Origin of the sequence: Geobacillus thermopakistaniensis (genome assembly GCF_000498995.1) — a bacterium.
Taxonomy (GTDB): Bacteria; Bacillota; Bacilli; order Bacillales; family Anoxybacillaceae; genus Geobacillus; species Geobacillus thermoleovorans.
The window spans coordinates 70,366-92,619 of record NZ_AYSF01000111.1 but is presented as its reverse complement, the minus strand read 5'-3'; the positions used below and the strand labels follow the sequence as shown (position 1 = coordinate 92,619).

The window sequence follows — 22,254 nt, the reverse complement described above, 5'->3', positions numbered from 1 at the left end:
CCGCCTCGCCCAAGTATCGGAAGAGATCGCCGGCACGAAGGCGTATCGCGTCGCTGATGTGACGGAAATCGACATCAACTGGATTAAAGATGCGAAAAAAGTCGCTGTCACCGCCGGCGCTTCCACCCCGACGCCGATTACGAAAGAAGTGATCGACTTTTTGGAGCAGTTTGACCCGAACGACCCATCGACATGGAAGAGGGAACGGAAAGTGCCGCTGCAAAAAATCTTGCCGAAAGTGAAAACAAAGAAAGAAGAGTGACGGTTGTTTCATCCATAAAGAGAGGCTGTCTTGGACAAACGGTTGAACCGCTCATCCAGGACAGCCTTTTTCGTTGGCCGTTCATACGAACTGAAACGGATCAGTATGGACGCTGGAAGCAACCACTTCTGCCTCCCATTGACGTTTCGAGAGCTCAGTGATTAAGTATCGGGCTACGCCTTCTTTCATGATTTTTTCTACATTATGTCCCGGATCAATGATGTGAAGGCCGAGCGCTTGGGCGTCATGGGCGGTGTGGTAATACACATCCCCTGTCACGTATACGTCCGCCCCGGCCGATGCGGCGGCAGCGACAAACTTATTCCCATCCCCGCCAATCACCGCGACCGTTTGCACGAGATCATCCAGCCGGCCAACGACGCGCACCGCCGGAACGGAAAACGCCGTTTTCACCTGCTCGGCAAAAGCGCCAAGCGTCACCGGCTGCGGCAGCCGGCCAATGCGCCCGAGCCCGAAGCGGCGGCCTTCATTGTCAAGCGGATAGATATCATAGGCCACTTCCTCATACGGATGAACAGCCANTTTTCGGCCCAATTTTCACCGGCTGCGGCAGCCGGCCAATGCGCCCGAGCCCGAAGCGGCGGCCTTCATTGTCAAGCGGATAGATATCATAGGCCACTTCCTCATACGGATGAACAGCCAGCATCGCCTGAATCGCTTCCCGTTCAAGAGAGGCCGGCACGATCGTTTCGATGCGCACTTCCTCAACTTCCTCGAGCCGCCCTTGCTCGCCGATGAACGGCCGCGCCCCTTCGTGCGGCAAAAACGTGCCGACGCCGCGGCTGTTGAACGTGCAATGGCTGTAGCGGCCGATATGCCCGGCGCCGGCATCGCCTAAGGCCTTCCGCACCACCTCAGCATGCGTCACCGGCACATAAACAACGAGCTTTTTCAACGGTTCGATATACGTCGGCACAAGCACAGCCGTATCGTTTAAGCCGAGCGCCTCGGCAAGCCAATCGTTCAGACCGCCATCGGCCACATCTAAATTCGTATGGGCGGCGTACACCGCAATGTCATGCTTGATGCACGCGGCGATCATCCGCCCGTGCCCATCATCAGTCAGCAATTGCTTCAGCGGGCGGTACAGCGGCGGGTGGTGGGCGATGATTAAATCCACTTGCTGATCGATCGCTTCGACAACGACATCTTCGAGCACATCAAGAGCGATCATCACTTTTTTGACCGGCTTGTTTAGCGTCCCGATTTGCAGACCGATCCGATCCCCTTCCATCGCCAACTGTTTCGGAGCAAGCTGCTCAAGAAGCTGAATGATTTCATAGCCGTACGGAACGCGGCTCATAACAACGCCTCCTCCACCAATTGAACTTTTCTCTCCAGTTCACGCTTTTTCCGCTCAGCCGCTTCACTTTGCCCTTTGGCCGTCAAATCAGCGATGATCCGTTTCCAATTTTCAATCTCGCGCTTCCACTTTTCGCGGAACACCTCGCTGTTTTCCCGGCGCAAAAACGGTCCAAGGAGCAGCTCCGCCTCAAGATGTCGGTAAGGCCGTCGGGGGGCGCCAGGCTCGGCGACGAGTACTTCATAAATTTGCCCATCTTCTTTCAAAATGCGCTCAGCCACGAGCTCCCACCCATGATCAAGAAGCCAACGGCGAACAAGTTCCGCACCGATGTTCGGTTGCAAAATGAGCCGTTTGACACCGGCAAGCTTTTCCTTTCCGTCGCCCAAAATGCGGGCGATAAGCGCCCCACCCATGCCGGCGATCGTGATGCAGTCCGCCTCCCCCGGGGCAAGGACCGAAAGCCCATCCCCTTTGCGCACGGAAATGAGATGAGAAAGCCCGGACTTCTCGACTTGCTGCTGCGCTAGGCGGAACGGTCCGTCCGCCACCTCGCCGGCAATGGCTTTTGATGCGCAGCCGTGCAAGCAGGCATAGCAAGGCAAATACGCATGATCCGACCCGATGTCAGCAAGCACCGCCCCTTTTGGAATGAATGAGGCGACCGTTTCCAGCCGTTTCGACAGGCGAAATTCGTTCATAGCACCGCAATGGCAACCAACCTTCCGCCACCTGCAGCGCGAAGGCGGTTCGCCTTCCCCTCCTTTCCTCTCCAACACCGCGCGCCTCTATTGTACTAAACAAAACATCCCCTTGCCAAAAAGCAAAGGGATGTTCACCATCCATTATTTTAAACCGGCGAGCCATTTCGCCATGGCATCGGCTTTATCCGCCGGCACAAGCCCTGGCGGCATGTTGCCGCGCCCGTGTTGGATGACGTCTTTAATTTGGTCCATCGACAGCCGTTGCCCGACCCCTTTCAACGATGGACCGACGCCGCCTTCATAGTTTTGGCCGTGACAGCCAGAACACGTTTGTTGGTAAAACTGTTCTGGGTTGAATTCGGCCGTTTGTTCCGTTTTTTCGCCGCCTTTTTTCTCTTTGGCCATTTCCTTCGCATCGCCTAGCCCTTTAAACGACAAGACGAACGTCAGCACAATCCCGAATGCCATGATGATGAAAAACGGGATGAGCGGATTGCGGTTCATCTCTTTTACCTCCCTTATGTATAATGAAGAACGCTGCAAACAATTTTATTTTACTGTAAATAATGGACAAGGAAAAGCCCTAAGTTGCCGAAAAGGCAACAACACGCCTCAGCGCCACCAGATGGCGGCGGTTACAAGCAACGCCCCGCTGACAGCGGCGAGCGAAAAGTAGCGAAGGTGAAGCAGGCGGCCGACAACAAACCAGAGAACACAGTTTCCGAGCACGACAGCTACTAGCGCACCCGTTTGCCTGGGAAAATACCGATCAACCTCAAGAATGGATGCCATAAGCAAAATCCAGGCGCTTCCGATGAGCGGAAAGTGAAGGAGCTCTCGCTTGTTCCGCCACCGCCAACAAAAGAACAAGCAGGCAGCCAAAAATAGGGCGAAAAGGAGCGTTTGCAAAACGAATGACAATTCAGTAAAATAAATGACAAGAGCAGCGGCTGGAAGCAATAAACAGAGACCAGCGGCGAGCGAGCTGCGCCACCGTCGTCCGTGCGAACGGGCGTCTCCTTCCGTGTACAACGCGAGCAAATAGTCGCAATAATGTTCCGGCAGAAGGCGCGAACGTTTCCAATATTCGATTTCTTGGATGATCGTTTCCCGTCGTTGCCGATTCATAGATAGACCACCTTTCCCATAAAGAAAGAAAAAATAGTTTACTTCCGAAGAAGTAAACTATCGAACAAACCGGTCACTCTAAAAAGTCTTTCAGCCGTTTGCTGCGGCTTGGATGGCGCAGCTTGCGCAACGCTTTGGCTTCAATTTGACGGATGCGTTCGCGCGTCACGCCGAACACTTTGCCGACTTCTTCGAGCGTCCGCGTCCGTCCGTCGTCAAGCCCGAAGCGGAGACGCAGCACATTTTCCTCGCGATCCGTCAGCGTATCAAGCACATCTTCGAGCTGCTCTTTCAACAGCTCGTAAGCAGCGTGCTCGGATGGCGATGTCGCGTCTTGGTCTTCGATGAAATCGCCAAGATGCGAGTCATCTTCCTCGCCGATCGGCGTCTCGAGCGACACCGGTTCTTGGGCGATTTTCAAAATTTCCCGCACTTTTTCCGGTGTCAAATCCATTTCCTCGGCGATTTCTTCCGGCGTTGGTTCGCGCCCGAGGTCTTGGAGCAATTGCCGTTGGACGCGGATCAGTTTATTGATCGTTTCGACCATATGAACCGGGATGCGGATCGTCCGCGCCTGATCGGCGATCGCCCTTGTGATGGCTTGGCGGATCCACCACGTCGCGTACGTGCTGAACTTGTAGCCTTTCCGATAGTCAAACTTTTCGACCGCCTTGATCAGCCCCATGTTCCCTTCTTGAATCAAATCAAGAAAGAGCATGCCGCGGCCGACATACCGTTTGGCGATGCTGACGACGAGGCGGAGGTTCGCTTCCGTCAGCCGGCGTTTCGCTTCTTCATCGCCTTGCTCGATCCGTTTCGCCAGCTCGATTTCTTCTTCCGCCGACAACAGCGGCACGCGGCCGATCTCCTTCAAGTACATGCGCACCGGGTCATTGATTTTGACGCCGGGAGGAACGGACAAGTCATTTAAGTCGAATTCTTCCTCTTTGGCCAAGTCGTCGATGTCCGGATCGGCCTCAAGGTCGGATTCGCTGATCACTTCAATGCCCTGCTCAGCGAGGTATTCATAATACTCATCCATCTGGTCGGAGTCCAAATCAAAGCCAGACAACCGCTCAGCGATTTCCTCATAGGTGAGGATCCCCCGCTTTTTGCCGAGCTCAGCGAGTTGCTCTTTCACTTGTTCAAGCGATTCGCCGGCAGCTTCAGCCTGCTTTGATTGGGCTGGTTTTTCAGCCATTTCATTACCTCCTTTAAAAACTCATACCACCATGTTATGAAGAAGATAACATTTTTTTCATCTCAATCATCTCTTTCGCGATGCGGGCGGCCGTCAAAAAGTCTTTTCTTCGCTCCGCTTCCGTCTTTTCTTGCTCTTTTTCCTTTAGCATTAACCATTTCGGGTGATTCAACACATGCCGGATGCAATCGGCAAGCTCCCGATCGGAAACGTCGTCTGCGACCAACAAAAGCGACAGCTCGCTCGCCAGCGTCCGCAACTCGCCGGGAAGCCGAGACATGAGCGCGCTGGGGTCGGCTTCATGCCCCTCTTCGTAAAAGGCGTAAATGTAAGCAGCCAACGCCCGATGCTCTTCGATATTAAATCGGCCGCCGACCTGCTCCTGAACGATGAACGCCACATCGCGGCTCCGCATCATATGGGCAAGCAGCAACCGCTCGGCATTTTGAAAGGCCGGAAGCAATTTTTTCGTCAATGCCGGCCGGACCGGTTTTCCGCCGTCATTCACCTGCGGCTTTGGCTGTTCCGGCTTGGAGCGGGACAACTGTTCGTAAAGCGCGGAGAGCGACAACGAAAACTCATCCGCAAGCTGGCGCATATAATAATCTTTTTCCACCGGGCTCGACAGCTTGCTGATTTCTCGGAGCGCTTCCTCGATATAACGGAGCCGGTCGCCTTCTTCCTGCAAATTTTTTCCCCGCCGCAAACGATCCATTTTAAACGCCATGAGCGGCCGGGCGGCGGCGATCTCTTCGGCAAAACGGTCGGCGCCGCAAGTGCGTATATATTCATCTGGATCCAGCCCGTCCGGGAGCAACGCTACCTTCACGCGGCACCCGAACGCGCTCAATTGTTCGGCGGCGCGCCAGGCGGCTTCCGTTCCGGCGCTGTCGCCGTCATAGCAAATCGTGACCGTTTCCGCATGGCGGCGCAAAATGCGTGCCTGCTCCTCGGTCAGCGACGTTCCCATCGTTGCCACCACATAGTCAACGCCGGCCTGCACGGCAGAGATGACATCGGCAAACCCTTCAACGAGCAGCGCCTCTTGACGCTTGCGGATTGACACGCGCGCCTCGTGAAAAAAATACAAAAGCGTGCCTTTGCGGAAAATCGGCGTTTCTGGGCTGTTCATGTACTTTGGTTGCCCGTCGCCGAGCAGACGGCCGGAAAAACCAACCGTCTCGCCGCGATGATCATGGATCGGAAACATAATCCGATTCCGGAAGCGGTCGACGTATCGCCCGTCTTCTTTTTTCACCAACAAGCCCGCCTTTTCCATCAACACCAACGGAAACGAACGGCTCTCCAGCAACCTGACGGCGGCATCAGGAACATCCGGCGCATAGCCGATTTCAAATCGGTCGATCGTTTCTTTTGTCCACCCGCGCACCTGCAAATAATCGAGCGCGGCTTGTCCTTCTTTTGTATGGACAAGCAAATGATGGTAAAATCGTTTCAACAACGTGTGTGCTTCGACCATCGCCTTCGCCTCGTCGGCCCGGCTGCCATCACTCCCGCGGCTGTCCAGCTCATAGGCGGACAAGTCGATCCCTGCTTTGGCCGCAAGACGTTTCGCCGCTTCCACAAACGGAATGCCTTCGATATCCATTAAAAACGTAAAGGCATTCCCCCCTGCCCCGCAGCCGAAGCAGTGGAAAATTTGCTTTTCTGGGGAAACGGAAAACGATGGCGTCTTTTCTCCATGAAACGGGCATAAGCCAAAATAGTTGCGGCCTTGCTTTTTCAACTGGACGTATTCGCCAATGACGTCAACGATGTCAACGCCGCGGCGGATGGCTTCAATCGTTTCCTCGGGAATGCGATGTCCCATACGAACAACCCCGTATCGTATTTATTCTCGGCAGCAAGCCGATTTTCCTTTCCATTTCGACAAATTTTTTCAAAACGTTCGTTTCGCCCCCTTGCCCGTAAAGTCGGCTGGCTTGATCATCCGCTTCCCGCCCCTCAGCCCGCCGTCTGGACAAAGATTCATCAGAGCGGTGCATCTCGAAGATGCGCTTCGGTATATTATATTTCAGCAAGAAAAAGAAAATTTCACTTTTTTCTTGATGATCTTATGCAGCAGATGACCGCGCTCTCAAAGCAAGGGTTGCTTTACACCTCCTATTATTCTACACCATCGCAAAAAAATCCTGCTTTTTTGCCGAATGATTGACAACTTTGTCGAAAATCTTTTTTTCGTTCTTCTTGACAAGCGGCTATAAATAGTTTACTCGTCTCATGGCCGCTCTAAACCTATATAGGTCATTTTTCTCGCAATTTTTTATTATAATATAAATCGCGGCAATATGCCATAAGAAAACGCACGACTCCAAATCAAGAAATCGTGCGGATGAGGCGAAGCTAGCGCTTCAACTTTTTCATAATGATGCTCGCCGTCTCTTCGACCGCCTTGTTCGTCACATCGATGACGTCGCAGCCGATTTTTTTCACGACTTCATCAAAATAAGCGAGCTCCTCTTTGATTCGATCCATATTGGCGTAAATCGCCTGGTCGTTCAGGCCGAGCGATTTCAGCCGCTCGCGGCGGATCGAAAGCAGTTTATCCGGACTGATTTTCAAGCCGAAGCATTTCCCCGGACCGACTCGAAACAGCTGCTCCGGCGGCTCGACCTCTGGAACGATCGGCACATTCGCCACTTTCAACCGCTTATGCGCCAAATATTGCGACAGCGGTGTTTTCGATGTGCGCGATACGCCGATGAGCACGATATCGGCGCGCAAAATGCCGCGCGGGTCGCGCCCGTCATCGTATTTGACGGCAAATTCGATCGCTTCAATCTTTTTGAAGTAATCTTCGTCAAGTACGCGCACTTGACCCGGCTCATATCTTGGCGTCAGCTGGAACAAATGGCTCATCTTTTCAATGAGCGGACCGATGATATCGTATGCGACGACCCCTTCGCGCGCCGCTTCGGCGAGCAAGAATTCCCGCATCTCCGGAACGACGAGCGTAAACGCGATAATGGCGCGGTTCATTTTCGCTAAAGCGACGACTTCAGCCAATGTCGTTTTATCTTCCACATACGGGACGCGTTTCACTTGAATCGGCGAGGCGTGAAACTGGCTGGCCGCCGCTTTGACGACAAGCTCGGCCGTTTCCCCGCCGGAATCGGATACGACGTAAACAAGGCGCTGGTTCATTCTTCTCCTCCTTTGTTTGGATTTAGTCCTCTTTGGCTAGCGACACGAATGCTTTCGTTATATTCGTTTTCGTAATACGGCCGATCACTTCATATCCTTTCTCCGTTTTGCGCACGACCGGCATGGCATCGATCTGTTTTTCAATCAGCTGTTCAGCCACGTCAATGAGCGGGTCGTCCTTGTAGCAAACGGCGATGTTCGGCATCCGCGTCATAATAATATTGACCGGGATCGCCGTCAGTTCCTGCTTGCCGAGGCTTGCGCGCAACAAATCTTTGCGCGACAAAACGCCCGCAAGCAACGACTCGTCATCGACGACAAACAGCGTGCCGACGTCCTCTAGAAACATTGTGACGATCGCATCATAGACGCTCACATTCTCATTGACGACAACCGGAATCGATTGGTAATCCTCGACTTTCATCTTTTTCATTTTATCGGCGAACAGCTGCTTGCCGGTTTTTCCCGTATAGAAATAGCCGACGCGCGGCCGCGCTTCCAAGTAGCCAGCCATCGTCAAGATGGCCAAATCCGGCCGCAGCGTCGCCCTCGTTAAGTTCAGTTTCTCAGCGATGCTTTCTCCGGTGATCGGCCCGTAGTCTTTCACAATTTGCAAAATCTGCTCTTGGCGTTTATTTAGTTCGATCGTCGTTCACCACCTTGCCAAAAAAGGTCCCACACGCTATCACTCTCATTTATATTATACTACACGCCCCATTCACAATGAAAATGATGCTCCTTGCCCTCCGTCGGGGCTGAGCTTGTCTTTCAGTTCACCGATTTGCTGCAAAAAACGCTTCGTCTTCAGCGACAGGCCGGCATATTCATCATAATAGGCGGACAATACGGCGCCCAGCTCCATCTTTGTGCTTTCTTTCACCGATATGGATCCAAGCCGAGCAAGATCGATATGAAAAAAGAGGCGCAACAGCCGGACGGAAGCCGAAGAGAGCGGGAACCGATGGGGATCGGACGCCTCGCAGCGATGGCAAAGGAAGCCCGCCTCCTTGACGGAAAACGAGAAGCGCCCCTCCGTCGCCCCGCAGCGGGCACAACGGTCCAGCACCGGCGGAATGCCAAGCACTGCAAGCATTTTCATTTCGTAAATGAACGTCAAAATCTCTAAATCGCGGCCTTCGCTCATATATTGTAGTGTCTGCAAAAGAAGCTCAAACAAGTACGGATTGCGCTTTTGCTCTTCCGTGCTTTTGTCGGTGAGCTCTACAATATACACCGCATAGGCGGCGGCAAACAAATCTTCGCGCAGCGCCCGCATCGAGTCGATGAGCTCTCCCTGGTGAAGAACGCCGACGCCGCGGCTGCGGCGGATGACATAATGGCCGTATGAGAGCGGCTGCGTAACAGCAGAAAGGCGGCTGCTTGGCTTTTTCGCTCCCCTTGCCATCGCAGCCACCTTTCCCCATTCTCGGGTAAACAATGTAACAATTTTATTTGTTTCGCCATAATCGACCGTCCGCATGACGATCGCTTCACACGTTTCGAACATCCCATCACCACCGCTTCTACCAACAACGATGCTACGAGATCGGCTGGTCGATTTCTTTCTGTTCAGCGTTTTGCTCTTCACCGCCAAACTGTTGCTCTCGTTCCAACTCTTTAAATAGGAGGTACGTGTCGATATTGCCTGTTTGGCTAAACAACTTCCACGTAAACTCAAGCATGGAATGACACCTCTTTCCGCCTGCAGGCATTGCGTATTGGTGGTTTACCTATAGGTTGGCTCAGGCAAAAACGGTTTATGTCGCGTAAAATTTTCTAACCGTCAATACTCGTCTTCACGGAACCCGAAATCACGCAGCTGCGAAAGGCGGTTGCGCCAGTCTTTTTGCACTTTGACCCACAGTTCCAAAAACACTCTTGACCCAAGCAGCGCTTCGATGTCAGCGCGCGCCCGCTGTCCGATTTCCTTCAGCATCCGGCCTTGCTTGCCGATGATGATTCCTTTTTGCGAATCGCGCTCCACAACGATCACCGCGCTAATATACACCGTTGGCGACCCTTCTCGCCGCTCGATGCGTTCGACGACGACAGCAATCGAGTGCGGAACTTCCTCGCGCGTTAAGTGAAGCGCTTTCTCGCGAATGAGCTCGGCGATGATAAACTGCTCCGGATGGTCAGTAATCTGGTCCGGCGGATAATATTGCGGCCCTTCCGGCAGCCGCTCTTTAATTTGCTCAAGCAGGCGGTCGACATTGTTCCCTTCAAGCGCCGAAATCGGCACGATTTCAGCAAACGGGTACAAATCTTTGTATCGGTCAATGAGCGGCAGCAATTCATCCGGATGGACGCGGTCGATCTTATTGATGACTAAAAACACCGGGGTGTCCACTTCTTTCAGCCGTTCGATGATGAACGCCTCACCGCGCCCAAATCCTTCCTCGGCATTGACCATAAACAAAATCAAATCCACTTCGCGAAGCGCATTGAGCGCCACTTTCATCATAAAGTCGCCGAGCTTATGCTTCGGTTTGTGCACCCCAGGCGTGTCGATAAAGATGATTTGCGCGTCATCGTCCGTGTACACGCCTTGAATCTTATTGCGCGTCGTTTGCGGTTTATCGCTCATAATCGCGATTTTTTGCCCGATGACGCGGTTTAAAAACGTCGACTTTCCTACGTTTGGTCTTCCGATAATGGCAACAAATCCTGATTTGTATCCTTCTTTACGCATGCAAATCCTCCGCTGAAAAAGCTTCTGGCAGCAATTCGCTGACTGTCATGACTTTCACATCGCCTTTGAGGTTGGCTAAAATGACTTTCATATCGCCGTGGCAAAGTTCGGCGATCACTTGGCGGCATGCGCCGCACGGCGGCACCGGGCGGGGAGTGTCGGCGATGACCGCAAGAGCAGTGAACTCCTTCTCCCCTTCCGAATATGCCTTAAACAACGCGGTCCGCTCCGCACAATTGCACACGCTGTAGGCGGCGTTTTCAATGTTGCAGCCGCGGTACACACTGCCGCCTTTCGTCAACAGCGCGGCGCCGACTGGAAACTTCGAGTACGGCACGTAGGCGAGTTCGCGCGCTTTTTTCGCTTCGACAATGAGCTGCTCAATCTCCACGAGTTGACTCTTCCTTTCCTGCAAGCAAACGCTGCTTTCTTTTATTTTACAAAAAAACGCCATCCATTTCATCATTTGAAATCAAAATGTAACAGAAAAATTCGAATTTTCTCTCTCATTCGTTTAGCGAAGATGCGGCCAAAACAGCAAAATGCCGATCACAACCGCAAATCCGGCCGCCGCGAGCACCGCCGCGGCAGCGATGTCTTTCGCCGCTTTCGCCAACGGATGAAACTCACCCGTCGCCAAATCGACGGCGCGCTCAATAGCCGTGTTGACAAGCTCAAGCGCAATGACCGTGCCGACCGCCATGAGCAGCACGATCCACTCCCAGCGCGACAGCCCAACGACCCACCCGGCGGCAAAGACGACAACAGCGGCCGCCAAGTGGAAGCGCAAATGAGCTTCCTCTTTCACCGCCGCCTTCATTCCCGCCCACGCCCAAGCAAACCGGTCTCGCTCTCGTTTGCCGCGCATTATCTTGTCAACCCGAACCTCGCCAAGATGTCTTCCTGCTTGGCGAACATGACGCGCTCTTCCTCTTCTGTCCCATGATCGTAACCAAGCAGGTGCAAGAAACCGTGCACAGCCAAAAACCCGAGCTCGCGCATGAACGAATGTCCATAGGCTGCCGCCTGCTCTTTTGCCTTCGGAATCGAAATGACGATATCGCCGAGCACCGGCGGCATATCAGCGCCGACGATGTGAACCTCTTCTTCCCCTTCCTCCTCAAGAGCAAACGAAAGCACATCGGTCGGCGCATCTTTGCCGCGATAGTCGCGATTCATCGCGCGGATGCGTTCGTTGTCCACAAATGTGACGCTCACCTCCGCCCCGTCCGGCACGTTTTCAAGGGCCGCCGCCTCGGCGAGCAGCCGCTCGATCGTCTCGATTTGCTCAGCGGTCACCTCGTTCGTTTCATCTAGAAAATCAATGTGAATGGTCATGCATGCTTCACCTTTTCCTTTCGTACTTCTGGGTATTCGATGCGCGAATGGAAGACGCCGTTTAAAGTCTCGCAAAGCGAACGGGCGACGAGTTCCAACTCCTTCAGCGTAATGTCGCACTCGTTCAGCTGGTTGTCCTGCAAGCGATCAGCGATGATCGACCGGACGATCTTCTCGATTTTTTCCTGCGACGGGTTGGATAGCGAGCGAACAGCCGCTTCGACGCTGTCGGCGATGTTGATGACCGCCGCTTCTTTCGTCTGCGGCTTCGGCCCGGGATAACGAAACTCCGCTTCCGAGACAAACTCGGTTTGCTCGCGCGCCTTATGATAAAAATACTTCAGCAGCGTCGTGCCGTGGTGCTGTTCGGCGATGTCGATGATCTCCTTCGGCAGCCGGTGCTTGCGCAGCAAAGCGACGCCGTCGGCGACATGGGCAATAATAATATTTTTGCTCAACTGCGGCGACAAATGGTCATGCGGATTGCCGCCTATTTGATTTTCGATGAAATAGCGCGGCCGCTTCGTCTTGCCGATGTCATGGTAGTAGCAGGCGACGCGCGCCAGCAAGCCGTCGGCGCCGATCGCCTCGCACGCCGCTTCGGCCAAATTGGCGACCATAATGCTATGATGGTACGTCCCCGGCGCTTCAGTGAGCAACTTGCGCAAGAGCGGATGGTTCGGATTGGACAGTTCAATGAGCCGAAGCGGCGACAAAATGCCAAACGCCGCCTCCAACACCGGCAAGAGACCGATCGTCAAAATGGCAGAAAAAACTCCTGAGGCCGCCGCCATCAGCACCAACAAGCCGATTTCCGTCGGCGAATAGCGGCCGTTTTTTAACAGCAACAGCGAAAAAAGCGAAACGATATTGACCGCGGCGACAAACACGCCGGCCCGCCAAATGTTCGCTTTCGCCAGCTCCTTTGGCAGACAAAACGTCCCGGCCAAGCCGCCGGCAAGAAAGTAAACAATCAACGACACTGACACCGCGCCGGCCGTTCCAATTTCCTCATTGAACAGCAAACTGCCGCACACTGCTCCGATGATGGTCGTCATCATCGCGAGCCGCTCTCCGAGCAAAATGCGGACGAGCATCGGCCCGAACGCCGCCGGCACAAGGTAACCGATGGAAACAGCGCCGCTAGATGGCAGAAGGCGAATGAGCGCCATTGTCGTCATCATCAACGTAAAAATGGCTGTATAAAGCGACAGCTTTTCATTCGTCGTTTCCGTCCGAAAATAGTAAATGAGCGGAGCAAGCAGCAACAAAACGAACACCAAAAGCCCAGCGGCGGTCCAAGACGGACGCCCGCTCTCAAGCAAGCCGACCAGCTCGAGCCGGCGGTAAACATCATTCGTGATAAACTGTCCTTCCTCGACGATCACTTGCCCTTGCAAAATTTTCACCGGCTTCACTTCATCCATCGCCTGCCGCCGTTTTTCTTCCGTCGCCGCCCGATCGTAGACGACGTTCGGAATGACCGCCTGTCGGCAAAGCTTCGCGACCGCCTCGCGAAGCGGCGGCGACAGCGCAGCGTATTCAAGCTCTTTGGCCGCTTCCGCCCGCGCCGTGTCAAGTTCCGCTTGGGAAATGCGCTCGCTCATGACGGCATGCACCGCGGTCAAGGCGGCTTCCTTCGCCGTCTTGAGCTCCTCCGGCGAGGCGGCAAGCAGCCGTTGCCATTCAGCGGCAGACAGATAGGCAAGCCATTCCGGCGGCAGCCGTTCCTCAAGTTTGGCGATCATATCGCCGAGCGGGCGGTCCGGCTCCGCCTCGCGCTGCACGCTTTCAATCGCGGCAAACAGCGAGGAAAGAAGGTCGACCCGGTTTTCGGCATATTCTTTTTTTAACGTATAGACATCCGCTACTTTCGCCGCCGCCTCTTCTTTCAGCTTGGCGGTCGCCTCTTTGTCCTCGACCGTCACCGGCGAACGGATCGTTTCCTTCGCGACGTCAAACAGGCGCAGCTCATACTGGCGCGGCTTCACTTGCCAATACAAAACGGCAAACAACAGAACAGCCAAAAGCAAAAACAGCCAAAAGCGGACAAAGCGGACTGTTTTTGTCCGCTCAAGAAAAAAACGAAACCTTCCCACCGGTTTTCCCCTCGCTTTGCAAGAAAAGACCGATCCCGTCGCTCTCGTTCTATAAGCCCGCCTCATCATAGGCGTCAATAATTTTCGCGACGAGCGGATGGCGAACGACATCCGACTGTTCCAAAAACACAAAGGCGATGCCGCCAATGGAGGCCAAAATGCGCTTGGCGACCGAAAGCCCCGATTCGACGCCCTTCGGCAAGTCGACTTGGGAAATATCGCCGGTAATGACCATCTTCGAGCCGAAGCCGAGCCGGGTCAAAAACATTTTCATTTGCGCTGGCGTCGTATTTTGCGCCTCGTCAAGAATGACGAACGCATCCTCCAGCGTCCGGCCGCGCATATAGGCGAGTGGGGCGATTTCAATCGTGCCGCGCTCAATCAACCGCTGCGTATACTCCGCTCCCAACACATCGTTTAAGGCATCATACAGCGGGCGCAAATACGGGTCAACCTTCTCTTTTAAGTCGCCTGGCAAAAAGCCGAGGCTTTCTCCGGCCTCAACGGCCGGACGAGTCAAAATGATGCGCTTGACGCTGCCGTTTTTTAACGCCTTGACCGCCATGACGACCGCCAAATACGTTTTTCCGGTGCCGGCTGGGCCGATGCCGAACGTCAAGTCATACTGTTCAATTGCTGCAACATAATAGCGCTGGCCCAACGTTTTGACGCGGATCGGCTTCCCTTTGGCGTTTTTTGTAATCTCCTCGTCGTACAGCTGAACAAGGCCGTCAAGCGCTCCTTTTTTTGCAAGCTGAATGGCGTAAAGAACGTCGCGCTCGCTGACCGCCGCCCCTTTGCGAATGACGATCAATAAATGGCGAAGCAATTCATCAACGAGCTGAACTTGCTGCGGCGTGCCGGAGACGTTAACCGTTTCCCCGCGCGTCACAATCGACACGCCGAGCTCTTCCTCGATCCGCTTTAAATGGATGTCATGGACGCCAAAGAGCGCCGCCGCTTCCTGCGGGTTTCGCACATGTTGGCTGATCGTAACGAACTGCTCTGACATTCTCAATCTCCTTGGACGATGGGTTGTGGTACAGCAATATTTTCGATGACTTCGTAATGCAATTCTACCCTTACTTTACCATTCTCTTTCGCCTGATGCAAAACTTTTTCGCTGCGAATGGCCGCCTCCTCCGGCAATTTCGCCCGCAGCTCGCGGCGGGCGATCTCTTTCGCTTCCGCGAACGCTTCTTCCCACGTGTAGCGCCGCTTCACTTCTTCCGCCTCGCGGATCGTGATGCGCTCGTAATAGAGCGGCAAGTCCCATTTCCAAAAACGAAACGGCCGTTTTTCTGTCTCAACGATGGTATGGGCAAACACCGGCTTCTTCCATCCCCAAACAGGAATCAAAAGGCGCCCGATTCCGACATAATGCCGTTCGGTGAACTTGCCGGTCAACACATGAAACGTCGTCTCAAGCGGCAGGACGACCGTAGACTTGTACCATGTTTCGCCAAACACTTTCCCTGACGCCGGCACAAACTTCGTCCTCCCTTCAGCGCCGATAATGCCAGAAACAAGCAGCTGGCCTTTTTGCACATAGTCGTTGACGGAAACGAGCGGTTGTCCCTCTTCAACGAACAAATCAGCGATGACCGCCTCTTTTTTTGCCACGAGATGACGCGGCGGAATCGGTTTTTTCGGCTCCGGAATCTCTTTTTCAACGACGCGGAAGTGAAGCGACGTCCCTTTCCACTCAACGCCGACCCACGTGATGTCCGGAACGCGTTCCGTCAGCTTTTTTTGCAACGTCTCCGGGTCATCAAGCAGAAACTGAAATGCGCCGCGCTCGACTCCCATTCGCTTTAACTCGCGGGCGATTTGATGCTCCGTCTCTGGAGCCGCCCCTTTGATTTCGATCTTCCAAACGATGTTCGAAAGCAAAAACACAATCGCTATAAAAAGGAGCAAGCCGAGCCAAAACCCGCTGTTCCGCCAGGCCTGCCGCCAAAAAAACGGCAGCCCGGTTCTCCCGACAAACGAAAGTTTGCATTCGCTTTGCCGGGCGACATGGCGCAGCCGTTTCACGTCGCTGAGCTTAATGAAAAACGTCGCGGTATCCGCGCTATGCTTTTTCACGTTCCAGACGGCAATCCCTTGGCGGACGCAGGCGTTGATCAACCGTTCGATCCCTTTCCCTCTCGCTTTGACCCGCACGCTGCCGGCGAGCGTGTCGACCCATTCGTTTTTCATCTCCGTTCCTCCTCGCTATTCATCTATATAAACGACTTGGCTGATTTTTCCTTCCAACAAAATTTCTTCCGGCAAAATCGTTTTAATCACAAACTGTTCGCCGCGGACAACGAGCTGTCCGTTCCGCAGCAAAAGGCGGAGCTCTTTATCGCTGAACGCGAGCAGCCCGCGGTGGTTTTCAATGTAAATATGTATGTGCCCAACCATCGTAATGCGGGGCAGATCCATCATAATGTCGGCGGGAAGTTCAAGCTTTTCCGCCATCCACCGCTTCATCTGCTGGCGCCATTTTTTCACCATCAAAAAGAACCCCCTTTCATCTCATATGTATGAGACAAAAGGGGGTTCTAGCACCGCTTTTCAAAAACAACGGGCCTGCCTGCCGGCAAGGCCCATTGCATTTATGACAGCTGTTGTTGGACAAGTTTGTTGACGAGCGAACCATCCGCTCTTCCTTTCACTTTCGGCATGATCGCGCCCATCACTTTTCCCATATCCGCTTTCGAAGAGGCGCCGACTTCCTTGATCGTCTGCTCGATCAATTCGCGCAGCTCGTCCTCTGTCAGCGGCGTTGGCATATACGATTGAACAATTTCAATTTCGGTTTTCACTTTTTCCACAAGATCTGAACGGCCAGCGTTTTCAAATTCTTGGAGGGAGTCTTTACGCTGTTTCAGTTCGCGAGAAAGAACCGTCAGCTCTTCGTCTTCCGAGAGCGGGCTTTTGCCGAGCTTGATCGCTTCGTTTTGCAGCGCCGCTTTCAGCATCCGGAGAACAGACAGTTTTTCTTTCTCCTTGTTTTTCATCGCCTGCTTCATATCGTCATTCAAACGATCGAGAAGACTCACCGATTATACACCCTCTTTAATGCATGCTCTTAGTGCTTGCGCTTTCTAGCCGCCTCAGATTTTTTCTTCCGTCTGACGCTTGGCTTTTCATAAAATTCGCGCTTTCTCACTTCTTGCAAAGTGCCCGTTTTCGAAACGGCACGCTTGAAGCGACGAAGAGCGTCGTCGATCGACTCATTTTTGCGAACGATCGTTTTGGACATCCTGCTTCCCTCCCTCCGAACAACAACCATTGCATATTGTACTTGTCAATTATAATACATGCTGACAGAAAAGGTCAATAAAAAAAAGCAGCGGCGGCCTGCTGGCCGCCTCTTCCCCGCGCTGAAAAAACGGTCATCACCCGCGGACAAGGCCCATACATATAGGGTGAAAGGGGAGTCGCCCATGGGGTCGTTTCTGATGCTGTTTGCCATTTACACCGCTTTGTTTCTTCTTGGCATGTTTATGATGAAAGCTGGGCTTTACACGTTGTCCGGCCATCGGTTAAAACGGTGGCTCATGCGCTTTACCGCCACGCCGCTGCAAGGATTTGCCGCCGGTTTGGCGACGACCGCTCTCCTGCAAAGCAGCTCAGCGGTGATGGTGATGACGGTCGGCCTTGTCGCCGCCGGCTACTTGTCGTTCCGCCAATCGATCGGCATCATTTTAGGCAGCAACATCGGCTCGACGGTCACGACCGAGCTGATGACGCTTGATATCGGCGATGGCGCCATCCCACTTCTTGTCAGCGGCGCGCTGCTTGTTTTTTTCGGCCGCCATCGCCTTGTTCTCGGCATCGGCATGACCACTGTCGGCCTCGCCGCTGTGCTGTTTGCCATGGACGGCTTTGGCAGCCTCGCTAAACCGCTTGCCGCCTATCCGTTCGTTGATGCATGGCTTAAAGAAACGAACCGATCCGTCGCTGTCGGCCTTCTTGTCGGCATCGTCCTCACCGCTCTCGTTCATTCGAGCGCGGCAACGATCGGCATCGCCATGGGATTTTTAAACGAACAGCTGTTGACGCTGTCCGCGGCGATTGCTCTGTTGCTTGGCGCCAACATCGGTACGTGCATCACCGGGCTTTTGGCTTCGATCGGCTCCAGCAAAGAGGCCCAGCTGACCGCCTACACCCATCTATGGCTGAACGTCGTCGGCGCCGCTTTGTTCGCCTTTTGGACCGAGCCGCTCGCCAGTTTTGCCGCCAGGCTCAGCCCAGCGCCTGATGTGCAGCTCGCTCATGTGAGCGTCTTGTTCAACGTCATTTGCTCAGTGGCTGCTCTTCCATTTGTCGGCGCCATCGAAAAGGTCATTCTGTTTTTGCATGACCGAAACCGGGCTTAGTAGTCAGCGCGGCCCGTCCCGCCGGTGACGATCGCCACCCCAGAGCTTGTGCCGATGCGCGTCGCGCCGGCGTTGATCATCGCCTCAGCGGTTTTCCAGTCACGGACGCCGCCTGATGCTTTGACGCCTGCTCTGTCGCCGACCGTTTTCCGCATCAGCGCCACATCCTCCACCGTCGCACCTCCGCCGGAAAACCCGGTCGACGTTTTCACATAATCAGCGCCGGCTTTCACTGCGAGCTGGCAGGCGCGCACTTTTTCCTCATCGGTCAAAAGCGCCGTTTCAACGATCACTTTGACAAGCGCCCTGCCAGCCGCCGCTTCGACAACCGCACGAATGTCGCGCTCGACAAGCTCGTCTTGCCCGCTTTTTAACGCGCCGATGTTGATCACCATGTCGACTTCGCGAGCGCCGTTTTCGATGGCGTTCGTTGTTTCAAACGCCTTTGTTTCCGGCGTCGTTGCCCCAAGTGGAAAGCCGATGACCGTGCAGACGCGGACATCCGTGCCGGAAAGCTCGCGCGCCGCCGTTTTCACCCACGTTGGGTTGACGCACACGGAAGCAAAGCCGTATTGCTTTGCTTCCGTGCACAGTTGCACGATTTGTTGTTCTGTCGCTTCCGGTTTGAGCAGCGTATGATCGATCATTTTCGCGATATTCATCGTCATTCGGAGAAACCCCTTTCTGCCATTTCCGTCAAGATGGAAAGTCTGACGTCTACCATCATACCATGCTCCCTCGACAAAAACTAGCCATCCGTATTGTCTCCGGAAAAAGACAGAAAAAACCCAGCAACTAGGCTGGGTTATGAGCTCCATTTGACCGAACGGGCCATTTCATCCGGCACAACGCGGACGAACTCTCCTTCATTGTACGGATAGCCGGCTTTCGTAATCTTCACTTTGACAAGTTCACCGACCATTTCCTCGGTTGCCGGGAAGCGGACTTTCAAATAGTTGTCTGTATAGCCGACGTACAAATCCGGCCGCTCTTTGTCGCGCTCTTCCGGAATGACTTCGAGCACTTGCCCTTCAAACCGGGAGGCGTACTCTTTCGCCAATTGGTCGGACAGAGCGATCAAGCGGCGGACGCGGTCATGCTTCGTTTCTTCATCGATTTGGTTCGGCATGCGCGCCGCCGGCGTGCCGGTCCGCTTCGAATAAGGAAAGACATGCAGTTCGGAAAACCGTTGTTCACGAATAAAATTGTACGTCTCCATAAATTCGTCTTCCGTCTCGCCTGGGAAGCCGACGATGACGTCAGAAGTCACCGCCAGCTCTGGAAACACTTCGCGCAGCCGGGCGAGCCGCTCCGCGTAAAATTCCACCGTATATTTGCGGCGCATCCGCTTGAGCACCGTATTCGACCCAGACTGGAGCGGAATGTGCAAATGGCGGACGATTTTCTCCGACCGCTTCAGCACATCAATCACTTCATCGGTGATTTGGCTCGCCTCAATCGACGAAATGCGGAGCCGCTTCAGCCCCGGCACTTGCTCGTCCAAATCGCGCAACAAGGACGCAAAGTTATAGTCTTTCAGATCGGTGCCATAGCCGCCTGTATGAATGCCGGTCAGAACGATTTCTTTATAGCCGGCGGCGACGAGCTGGCGCGCCTGGCGAATGATTTCCTGCGGATCGCGCGAGCGCATTAAGCCGCGCGCCCACGGGATGATGCAAAACGTGCAGAAGTTGTTGCACCCTTCTTGGATCTTAAGCGACGCCCGCGTCCGATCAGTGAATTCCGGCACATCCATCTCCTCAAAAACGCGCGTTTTCATAATGTTGTGAACAGCGTTGATCGGCTGGCGCTCGCGCTGGAATTGCTCGATGTAATCCAAAATTTTATGCCGGTCTTGCGTGCCGATGACAATATCAACGCCCGGAATGGCCATGACCTCAGCCGGCGATGTTTGCGCATAGCAGCCGGTCACGCAGACGACGGCGTCCGGATTGCGGCGCACCGCACGACGGATGACTTGACGGCTCTTTTTATCGCCGGTGTTCGTCACCGTGCACGTGTTGATCACATACACATCCGCACGGCTTTCAAACTCTTTTCGCTCGTAGCCGGCTTTTTTAAACAGCTGCCAAATCGCTTCGGTTTCGTAATGATTGACTTTGCAGCCTAGTGTATGAAAAGCCACTGTCGGCATCTTGTTCACCTCACTCTGCCCCCCGCTTAGGGATCAGCGGGACCGAACTTTTATAAGAAACAGCCAATGTTGCTCACTAAGCGCGCTCCGCTTCGCCGTTCGGCGCGCGCAGCTCCCATTCATAAGAGGCGGCGGAAAGCAAATAGAGCGGAGCTGTTTCGGTCCGCAAAATGCGCGGCCCAAGGCTGCAGGGCGAAAAGCCGTGCTGCCGAAGCTGTTCTGCTTCTTCCGGACTGAACCCGCCTTCTGGCCCGAAAACAGCCAGCAACGCGCCGCCCGGACGGAGGCGGGAAAGAAGCGCCGGAAGCGCGGCATGCCGGGCGTTTCGCGCCTCTTTTTCGTAGGCAAACAGCCGAACATCGACCGTTTGGCCAAAGGAGAGGAGCTCGACAAACGAAAGCGGCGCCCGCACGTCCGGCACCACCGTTCGTTCAGCCTGCTCAGCCGCTTCTTTCGCGATTTTTTTCCATCGCTCGACTTTTTTCTCCGCCTTTTTCGCGTCCCATTTCACGATCGACCGGGCGGCTTCGAACGGAAGAAAGCCGGCGGCGCCGAGCTCTGTTCCTTTTTGGATGACGAGCTCCCACTTTTCGCCTTTCGGCAGCCCTTGGGCGATGTAGATGCGCACCGGCAGCTCGCTTCGCTCCTCTTTCCATTGTACAATACGGGCTTGCACATGCTCATTGGCAATTTGTTCAATTTCACACACCGCCGTGCGCCCGTCTGGAAAGACGCAAATGATCCCGTCCCCCGGCTTCATGCGCATGACGCGGGCGATATGATGGGCATCATCGCCGCTGATCGCGACGATCCCGCCTTGTTGCGCCTGGCCGGAAACGAAATAGCGCTGCACAGCCATCCCTTCTTTGCTTACGGTTTCAGGGCGACAACCGCCACCCAGTCTTCCATCACGTTGATTTCCTCAATGGCAAAGCCGGCGGCAAGCAACCCGTCTTTGACGTCCTGCTTTTTCGCCTGAATGATGCCAGACGTGATGAAGCGGCCGCCTGGCTTTAACAACCGGTAGGCGTCACCAGTAAAGCGCAAAATGATTTCCGCTAAAATATTGGCGACGATCACATCAGCCGGTTCCTCGATATGGTCGAGCAAATTGTTTTGTGAGACCGTTACGACATGCTGCACCTTATTGAGCTTCACGTTCAGCCGCGCGCTGTCGACCGCCACCGGGTCCAAATCGAGCGCCCGCACCGACCGAGCGCCAAGCATCGCCGCGGCGATGCTTAAAATGCCGGAGCCGGTGCCGACGTCAATGACATGATCGCCGGGGCGCACATACTTTTCGAGCGCCTGCAGACACATGACCGTTGTCGGGTGCGTGCCGGTCCCAAACGCCATGCCCGGATCCATTTCGATGATCAGCTCATCACTAGACGCCGGCTCGTACGTTTCCCACGTCGGCACGATCGTAAACTTTTCGGACACTTTCACCGGGTGATAATGCTTTTTCCACGCCGTTGCCCATTCCTCTTCGTTTACTTCGCTCAATGTAATTTTATTTTTGCCAAGGTCGATATCATACAGCCATAAATTGTTAATCGCCTGCTTAATTTGTTCGACCGTTTCGCCAAGAAAACTGTTGACCGGCAAATATGCCTTAATGATCACCCCTTCTTCCGGATAGTCGTCCGGGTTGAGCTCGACGATCTCGCCGTACCAGTCGTCCCGTTCTTTGACCAAATCGTATGGGTCTTCGATGACGACGCCGCCGGCGCCCGCTTCATGCAAAATGTTCGAAATCGCCTCGACCGCCTCATGCGTCGTATGAATGCTGATTTCTGACCATTTCATCGCG

Annotated in this window: 24 protein-coding genes and 3 pseudogenes; 2 read left to right on the top strand and 25 right to left on the bottom strand. The window is 54.2% G+C overall.

Annotation, left to right across the window (positions count from 1 at the left end; translation table 11 throughout):
- A pseudogene (locus T260_RS1000000140420) lies at positions 1–262 on the top strand (4-hydroxy-3-methylbut-2-enyl diphosphate reductase); the annotation flags it as partial.
- Positions 263–343: 81 nt separating this feature from the next.
- Here the strand turns inward: T260_RS1000000140420 and T260_RS1000000140595 are convergent.
- From T260_RS1000000140595 to rpsU, 21 genes and pseudogenes are all read right to left on the bottom strand, one after another.
- A pseudogene (locus T260_RS1000000140595) lies at positions 344–796 on the bottom strand (Nif3-like dinuclear metal center hexameric protein); the annotation flags it as partial.
- A gap of 25 nt (positions 797–821) precedes the next feature.
- Positions 822–1,586 (bottom strand): annotated as a pseudogene (locus T260_RS1000000140590) (Nif3-like dinuclear metal center hexameric protein); the annotation flags it as partial.
- Positions 1,583–2,287 (bottom strand): tRNA (adenine(22)-N(1))-methyltransferase, encoded by a 705-nt coding sequence (locus T260_RS121865; protein WP_023634656.1) that lies wholly within the window; start codon positions 2,285–2,287, stop codon positions 1,583–1,585. The pseudogene T260_RS1000000140590 and the gene T260_RS121865, both read right to left, overlap by 4 nt.
- Before the next feature lie 144 nt (positions 2,288–2,431).
- Positions 2,432–2,794 (bottom strand): cytochrome c550, encoded by a 363-nt coding sequence (gene cccA, locus T260_RS121870; protein ID WP_011231960.1) that lies wholly within the window; start codon positions 2,792–2,794, stop codon positions 2,432–2,434.
- A gap of 108 nt (positions 2,795–2,902) precedes the next feature.
- Positions 2,903–3,418, bottom strand: a complete 516-nt coding sequence (locus T260_RS121875; protein ID WP_023634655.1) for a hypothetical protein — start codon at positions 3,416–3,418, stop codon at positions 2,903–2,905.
- Positions 3,419–3,491: 73 nt separating this feature from the next.
- Positions 3,492–4,619, bottom strand: coding sequence for an RNA polymerase sigma factor RpoD (gene rpoD / locus T260_RS121880; protein WP_011231962.1), 1,128 nt, complete (start codon positions 4,617–4,619; stop codon positions 3,492–3,494).
- A gap of 34 nt (positions 4,620–4,653) precedes the next feature.
- The gene (dnaG, locus tag T260_RS0121265; protein ID WP_011231963.1) at positions 4,654–6,450 is read right to left on the bottom strand and encodes a DNA primase; all 1,797 of its coding nucleotides are present in this window, start codon (positions 6,448–6,450) and stop codon (positions 4,654–4,656) included.
- 533 nt (positions 6,451–6,983) lie between these two features.
- A complete protein-coding gene (locus T260_RS121885) occupies positions 6,984–7,784 on the bottom strand; it encodes a pyruvate, water dikinase regulatory protein (protein ID WP_011231964.1) in 801 nt (266 codons plus the stop codon).
- 22 nt (positions 7,785–7,806) lie between these two features.
- The gene (gene ccpN, locus T260_RS121890; RefSeq protein WP_272945229.1) at positions 7,807–8,430 is read right to left on the bottom strand and encodes a transcriptional regulator CcpN; all 624 of its coding nucleotides are present in this window, start codon (positions 8,428–8,430) and stop codon (positions 7,807–7,809) included.
- Between the two features lie 72 nt (positions 8,431–8,502).
- Positions 8,503–9,291, bottom strand: coding sequence for a DNA repair protein RecO (gene recO, locus T260_RS121895; protein ID WP_011231966.1), 789 nt, complete (start codon positions 9,289–9,291; stop codon positions 8,503–8,505).
- Between the two features lie 31 nt (positions 9,292–9,322).
- Positions 9,323–9,466, bottom strand: a complete 144-nt coding sequence (locus T260_RS1000000139275) for a YqzL family protein (RefSeq protein WP_011231967.1) — start codon at positions 9,464–9,466, stop codon at positions 9,323–9,325.
- Positions 9,467–9,567: 101 nt separating this feature from the next.
- Complete coding sequence (era, locus tag T260_RS121900; RefSeq protein WP_011231968.1) at positions 9,568–10,476, bottom strand: GTPase Era; 909 nt, start codon at positions 10,474–10,476, stop codon at positions 9,568–9,570.
- Positions 10,469–10,867 carry a cytidine deaminase gene (locus T260_RS121905; protein ID WP_021322326.1) on the bottom strand — a complete coding sequence of 133 codons (399 nt, stop codon included), beginning with the start codon at positions 10,865–10,867 and terminating at the stop codon, positions 10,469–10,471. The genes era and T260_RS121905 overlap by 8 nt, the downstream gene beginning before the upstream one ends.
- 123 nt (positions 10,868–10,990) lie before the next feature.
- Positions 10,991–11,344, bottom strand: a complete 354-nt coding sequence (locus T260_RS121910) for a diacylglycerol kinase family protein (RefSeq protein ID WP_011231970.1) — start codon at positions 11,342–11,344, stop codon at positions 10,991–10,993.
- Positions 11,344–11,814, bottom strand: coding sequence for an rRNA maturation RNase YbeY (ybeY, locus tag T260_RS121915; RefSeq protein ID WP_011231971.1), 471 nt, complete (start codon positions 11,812–11,814; stop codon positions 11,344–11,346). Before ybeY ends, T260_RS121910 begins: the two co-directional genes overlap by 1 nt.
- On the bottom strand, positions 11,811–13,913 hold the full coding sequence (locus T260_RS121920) for an HD family phosphohydrolase (protein ID WP_023634652.1): 2,103 nt from the start codon (positions 13,911–13,913) through the stop codon (positions 11,811–11,813). The genes ybeY and T260_RS121920 overlap by 4 nt, the downstream gene beginning before the upstream one ends.
- A gap of 49 nt (positions 13,914–13,962) precedes the next feature.
- Positions 13,963–14,925, bottom strand: coding sequence for a PhoH family protein (locus T260_RS121925; protein ID WP_011231973.1), 963 nt, complete (start codon positions 14,923–14,925; stop codon positions 13,963–13,965).
- Positions 14,926–14,927: 2 nt separating this feature from the next.
- Positions 14,928–16,115 carry a sporulation protein YqfD gene (gene yqfD, locus T260_RS121930; RefSeq protein WP_014196371.1) on the bottom strand — a complete coding sequence of 396 codons (1,188 nt, stop codon included), beginning with the start codon at positions 16,113–16,115 and terminating at the stop codon, positions 14,928–14,930.
- Positions 16,116–16,130: 15 nt separating this feature from the next.
- The gene (gene yqfC, locus T260_RS121935) at positions 16,131–16,415 is read right to left on the bottom strand and encodes a sporulation protein YqfC (RefSeq protein ID WP_013144709.1); all 285 of its coding nucleotides are present in this window, start codon (positions 16,413–16,415) and stop codon (positions 16,131–16,133) included.
- A gap of 101 nt (positions 16,416–16,516) precedes the next feature.
- Positions 16,517–16,963, bottom strand: coding sequence for a GatB/YqeY domain-containing protein (locus tag T260_RS121940; protein WP_011231976.1), 447 nt, complete (start codon positions 16,961–16,963; stop codon positions 16,517–16,519).
- Between the two features lie 29 nt (positions 16,964–16,992).
- Positions 16,993–17,166 carry a 30S ribosomal protein S21 gene (rpsU, locus tag T260_RS121945; RefSeq protein ID WP_008879912.1) on the bottom strand — a complete coding sequence of 58 codons (174 nt, stop codon included), beginning with the start codon at positions 17,164–17,166 and terminating at the stop codon, positions 16,993–16,995.
- 184 nt (positions 17,167–17,350) lie between these two features.
- Between rpsU and T260_RS121950 the strand changes: the two genes are divergently transcribed.
- On the top strand, positions 17,351–18,286 hold the full coding sequence (locus T260_RS121950) for a Na/Pi symporter (protein ID WP_023634651.1): 936 nt from the start codon (positions 17,351–17,353) through the stop codon (positions 18,284–18,286).
- Here T260_RS121950 and deoC read toward each other — a convergent pair.
- The 4 genes from deoC to prmA all read right to left on the bottom strand — a co-directional run bounded on the left by deoC (position 18,283) and on the right by prmA (position 22,250).
- Entirely contained in the window at positions 18,283–18,954 is a 672-nt protein-coding gene (gene deoC / locus T260_RS121955; protein WP_014196373.1) for a deoxyribose-phosphate aldolase, read from the bottom strand. The genes T260_RS121950 and deoC overlap by 4 nt on opposite strands.
- Positions 18,955–19,091: 137 nt before the next feature.
- Positions 19,092–20,441, bottom strand: coding sequence for a tRNA (N(6)-L-threonylcarbamoyladenosine(37)-C(2))-methylthiotransferase MtaB (mtaB, locus tag T260_RS121960; RefSeq protein ID WP_011231979.1), 1,350 nt, complete (start codon positions 20,439–20,441; stop codon positions 19,092–19,094).
- Between the two features lie 76 nt (positions 20,442–20,517).
- Positions 20,518–21,294, bottom strand: a complete 777-nt coding sequence (locus T260_RS121965) for a 16S rRNA (uracil(1498)-N(3))-methyltransferase (RefSeq protein ID WP_031213343.1) — start codon at positions 21,292–21,294, stop codon at positions 20,518–20,520.
- 17 nt (positions 21,295–21,311) lie between these two features.
- Positions 21,312–22,250 (bottom strand): 50S ribosomal protein L11 methyltransferase, encoded by a 939-nt coding sequence (gene prmA / locus T260_RS121970; RefSeq protein WP_023634649.1) that lies wholly within the window; start codon positions 22,248–22,250, stop codon positions 21,312–21,314.
- Between the last annotated feature and the right edge of the window lie 4 nt (positions 22,251–22,254).

Bases quoted from the DNA above. Each gene is read 5' to 3' on its own strand.
- rpsU (WP_008879912.1), bottom strand. From the start codon at position 17,166: ATGTCCAAAACGATCGTTCGCAAAAATGAGTCGATCGACGACGCTCTT.
- T260_RS121950 (WP_023634651.1), top strand. From the start codon at position 17,351: ATGGGGTCGTTTCTGATGCTGTTTGCCATTTACACCGCTTTGTTTCTT.
- recO (WP_011231966.1), bottom strand. From the start codon at position 9,291: ATGTTCGAAACGTGTGAAGCGATCGTCATGCGGACGGTCGATTATGGC.
- mtaB (WP_011231979.1), bottom strand. From the start codon at position 20,441: ATGCCGACAGTGGCTTTTCATACACTAGGCTGCAAAGTCAATCATTAC.
- T260_RS121875 (WP_023634655.1), bottom strand. From the start codon at position 3,418: ATGAATCGGCAACGACGGGAAACGATCATCCAAGAAATCGAATATTGG.
- T260_RS121910 (WP_011231970.1), bottom strand. From the start codon at position 11,344: ATGCGCGGCAAACGAGAGCGAGACCGGTTTGCTTGGGCGTGGGCGGGA.
- rpoD (WP_011231962.1), bottom strand. From the start codon at position 4,619: ATGGCTGAAAAACCAGCCCAATCAAAGCAGGCTGAAGCTGCCGGCGAA.
- ybeY (WP_011231971.1), bottom strand. From the start codon at position 11,814: ATGACCATTCACATTGATTTTCTAGATGAAACGAACGAGGTGACCGCT.
- T260_RS121885 (WP_011231964.1), bottom strand. From the start codon at position 7,784: ATGAACCAGCGCCTTGTTTACGTCGTATCCGATTCCGGCGGGGAAACG.
- T260_RS121925 (WP_011231973.1), bottom strand. From the start codon at position 14,925: ATGTCAGAGCAGTTCGTTACGATCAGCCAACATGTGCGAAACCCGCAG.
- T260_RS121865 (WP_023634656.1), bottom strand. From the start codon at position 2,287: ATGAACGAATTTCGCCTGTCGAAACGGCTGGAAACGGTCGCCTCATTC.
- cccA (WP_011231960.1), bottom strand. From the start codon at position 2,794: ATGAACCGCAATCCGCTCATCCCGTTTTTCATCATCATGGCATTCGGG.
- prmA (WP_023634649.1), bottom strand. From the start codon at position 22,250: ATGAAATGGTCAGAAATCAGCATTCATACGACGCATGAGGCGGTCGAG.
- T260_RS1000000139275 (WP_011231967.1), bottom strand. From the start codon at position 9,466: ATGCTTGAGTTTACGTGGAAGTTGTTTAGCCAAACAGGCAATATCGAC.
- era (WP_011231968.1), bottom strand. From the start codon at position 10,476: ATGCGTAAAGAAGGATACAAATCAGGATTTGTTGCCATTATCGGAAGA.
- yqfD (WP_014196371.1), bottom strand. From the start codon at position 16,115: ATGAAAAACGAATGGGTCGACACGCTCGCCGGCAGCGTGCGGGTCAAA.
- dnaG (WP_011231963.1), bottom strand. From the start codon at position 6,450: ATGGGACATCGCATTCCCGAGGAAACGATTGAAGCCATCCGCCGCGGC.
- yqfC (WP_013144709.1), bottom strand. From the start codon at position 16,415: ATGGTGAAAAAATGGCGCCAGCAGATGAAGCGGTGGATGGCGGAAAAG.
- deoC (WP_014196373.1), bottom strand. From the start codon at position 18,954: ATGACGATGAATATCGCGAAAATGATCGATCATACGCTGCTCAAACCG.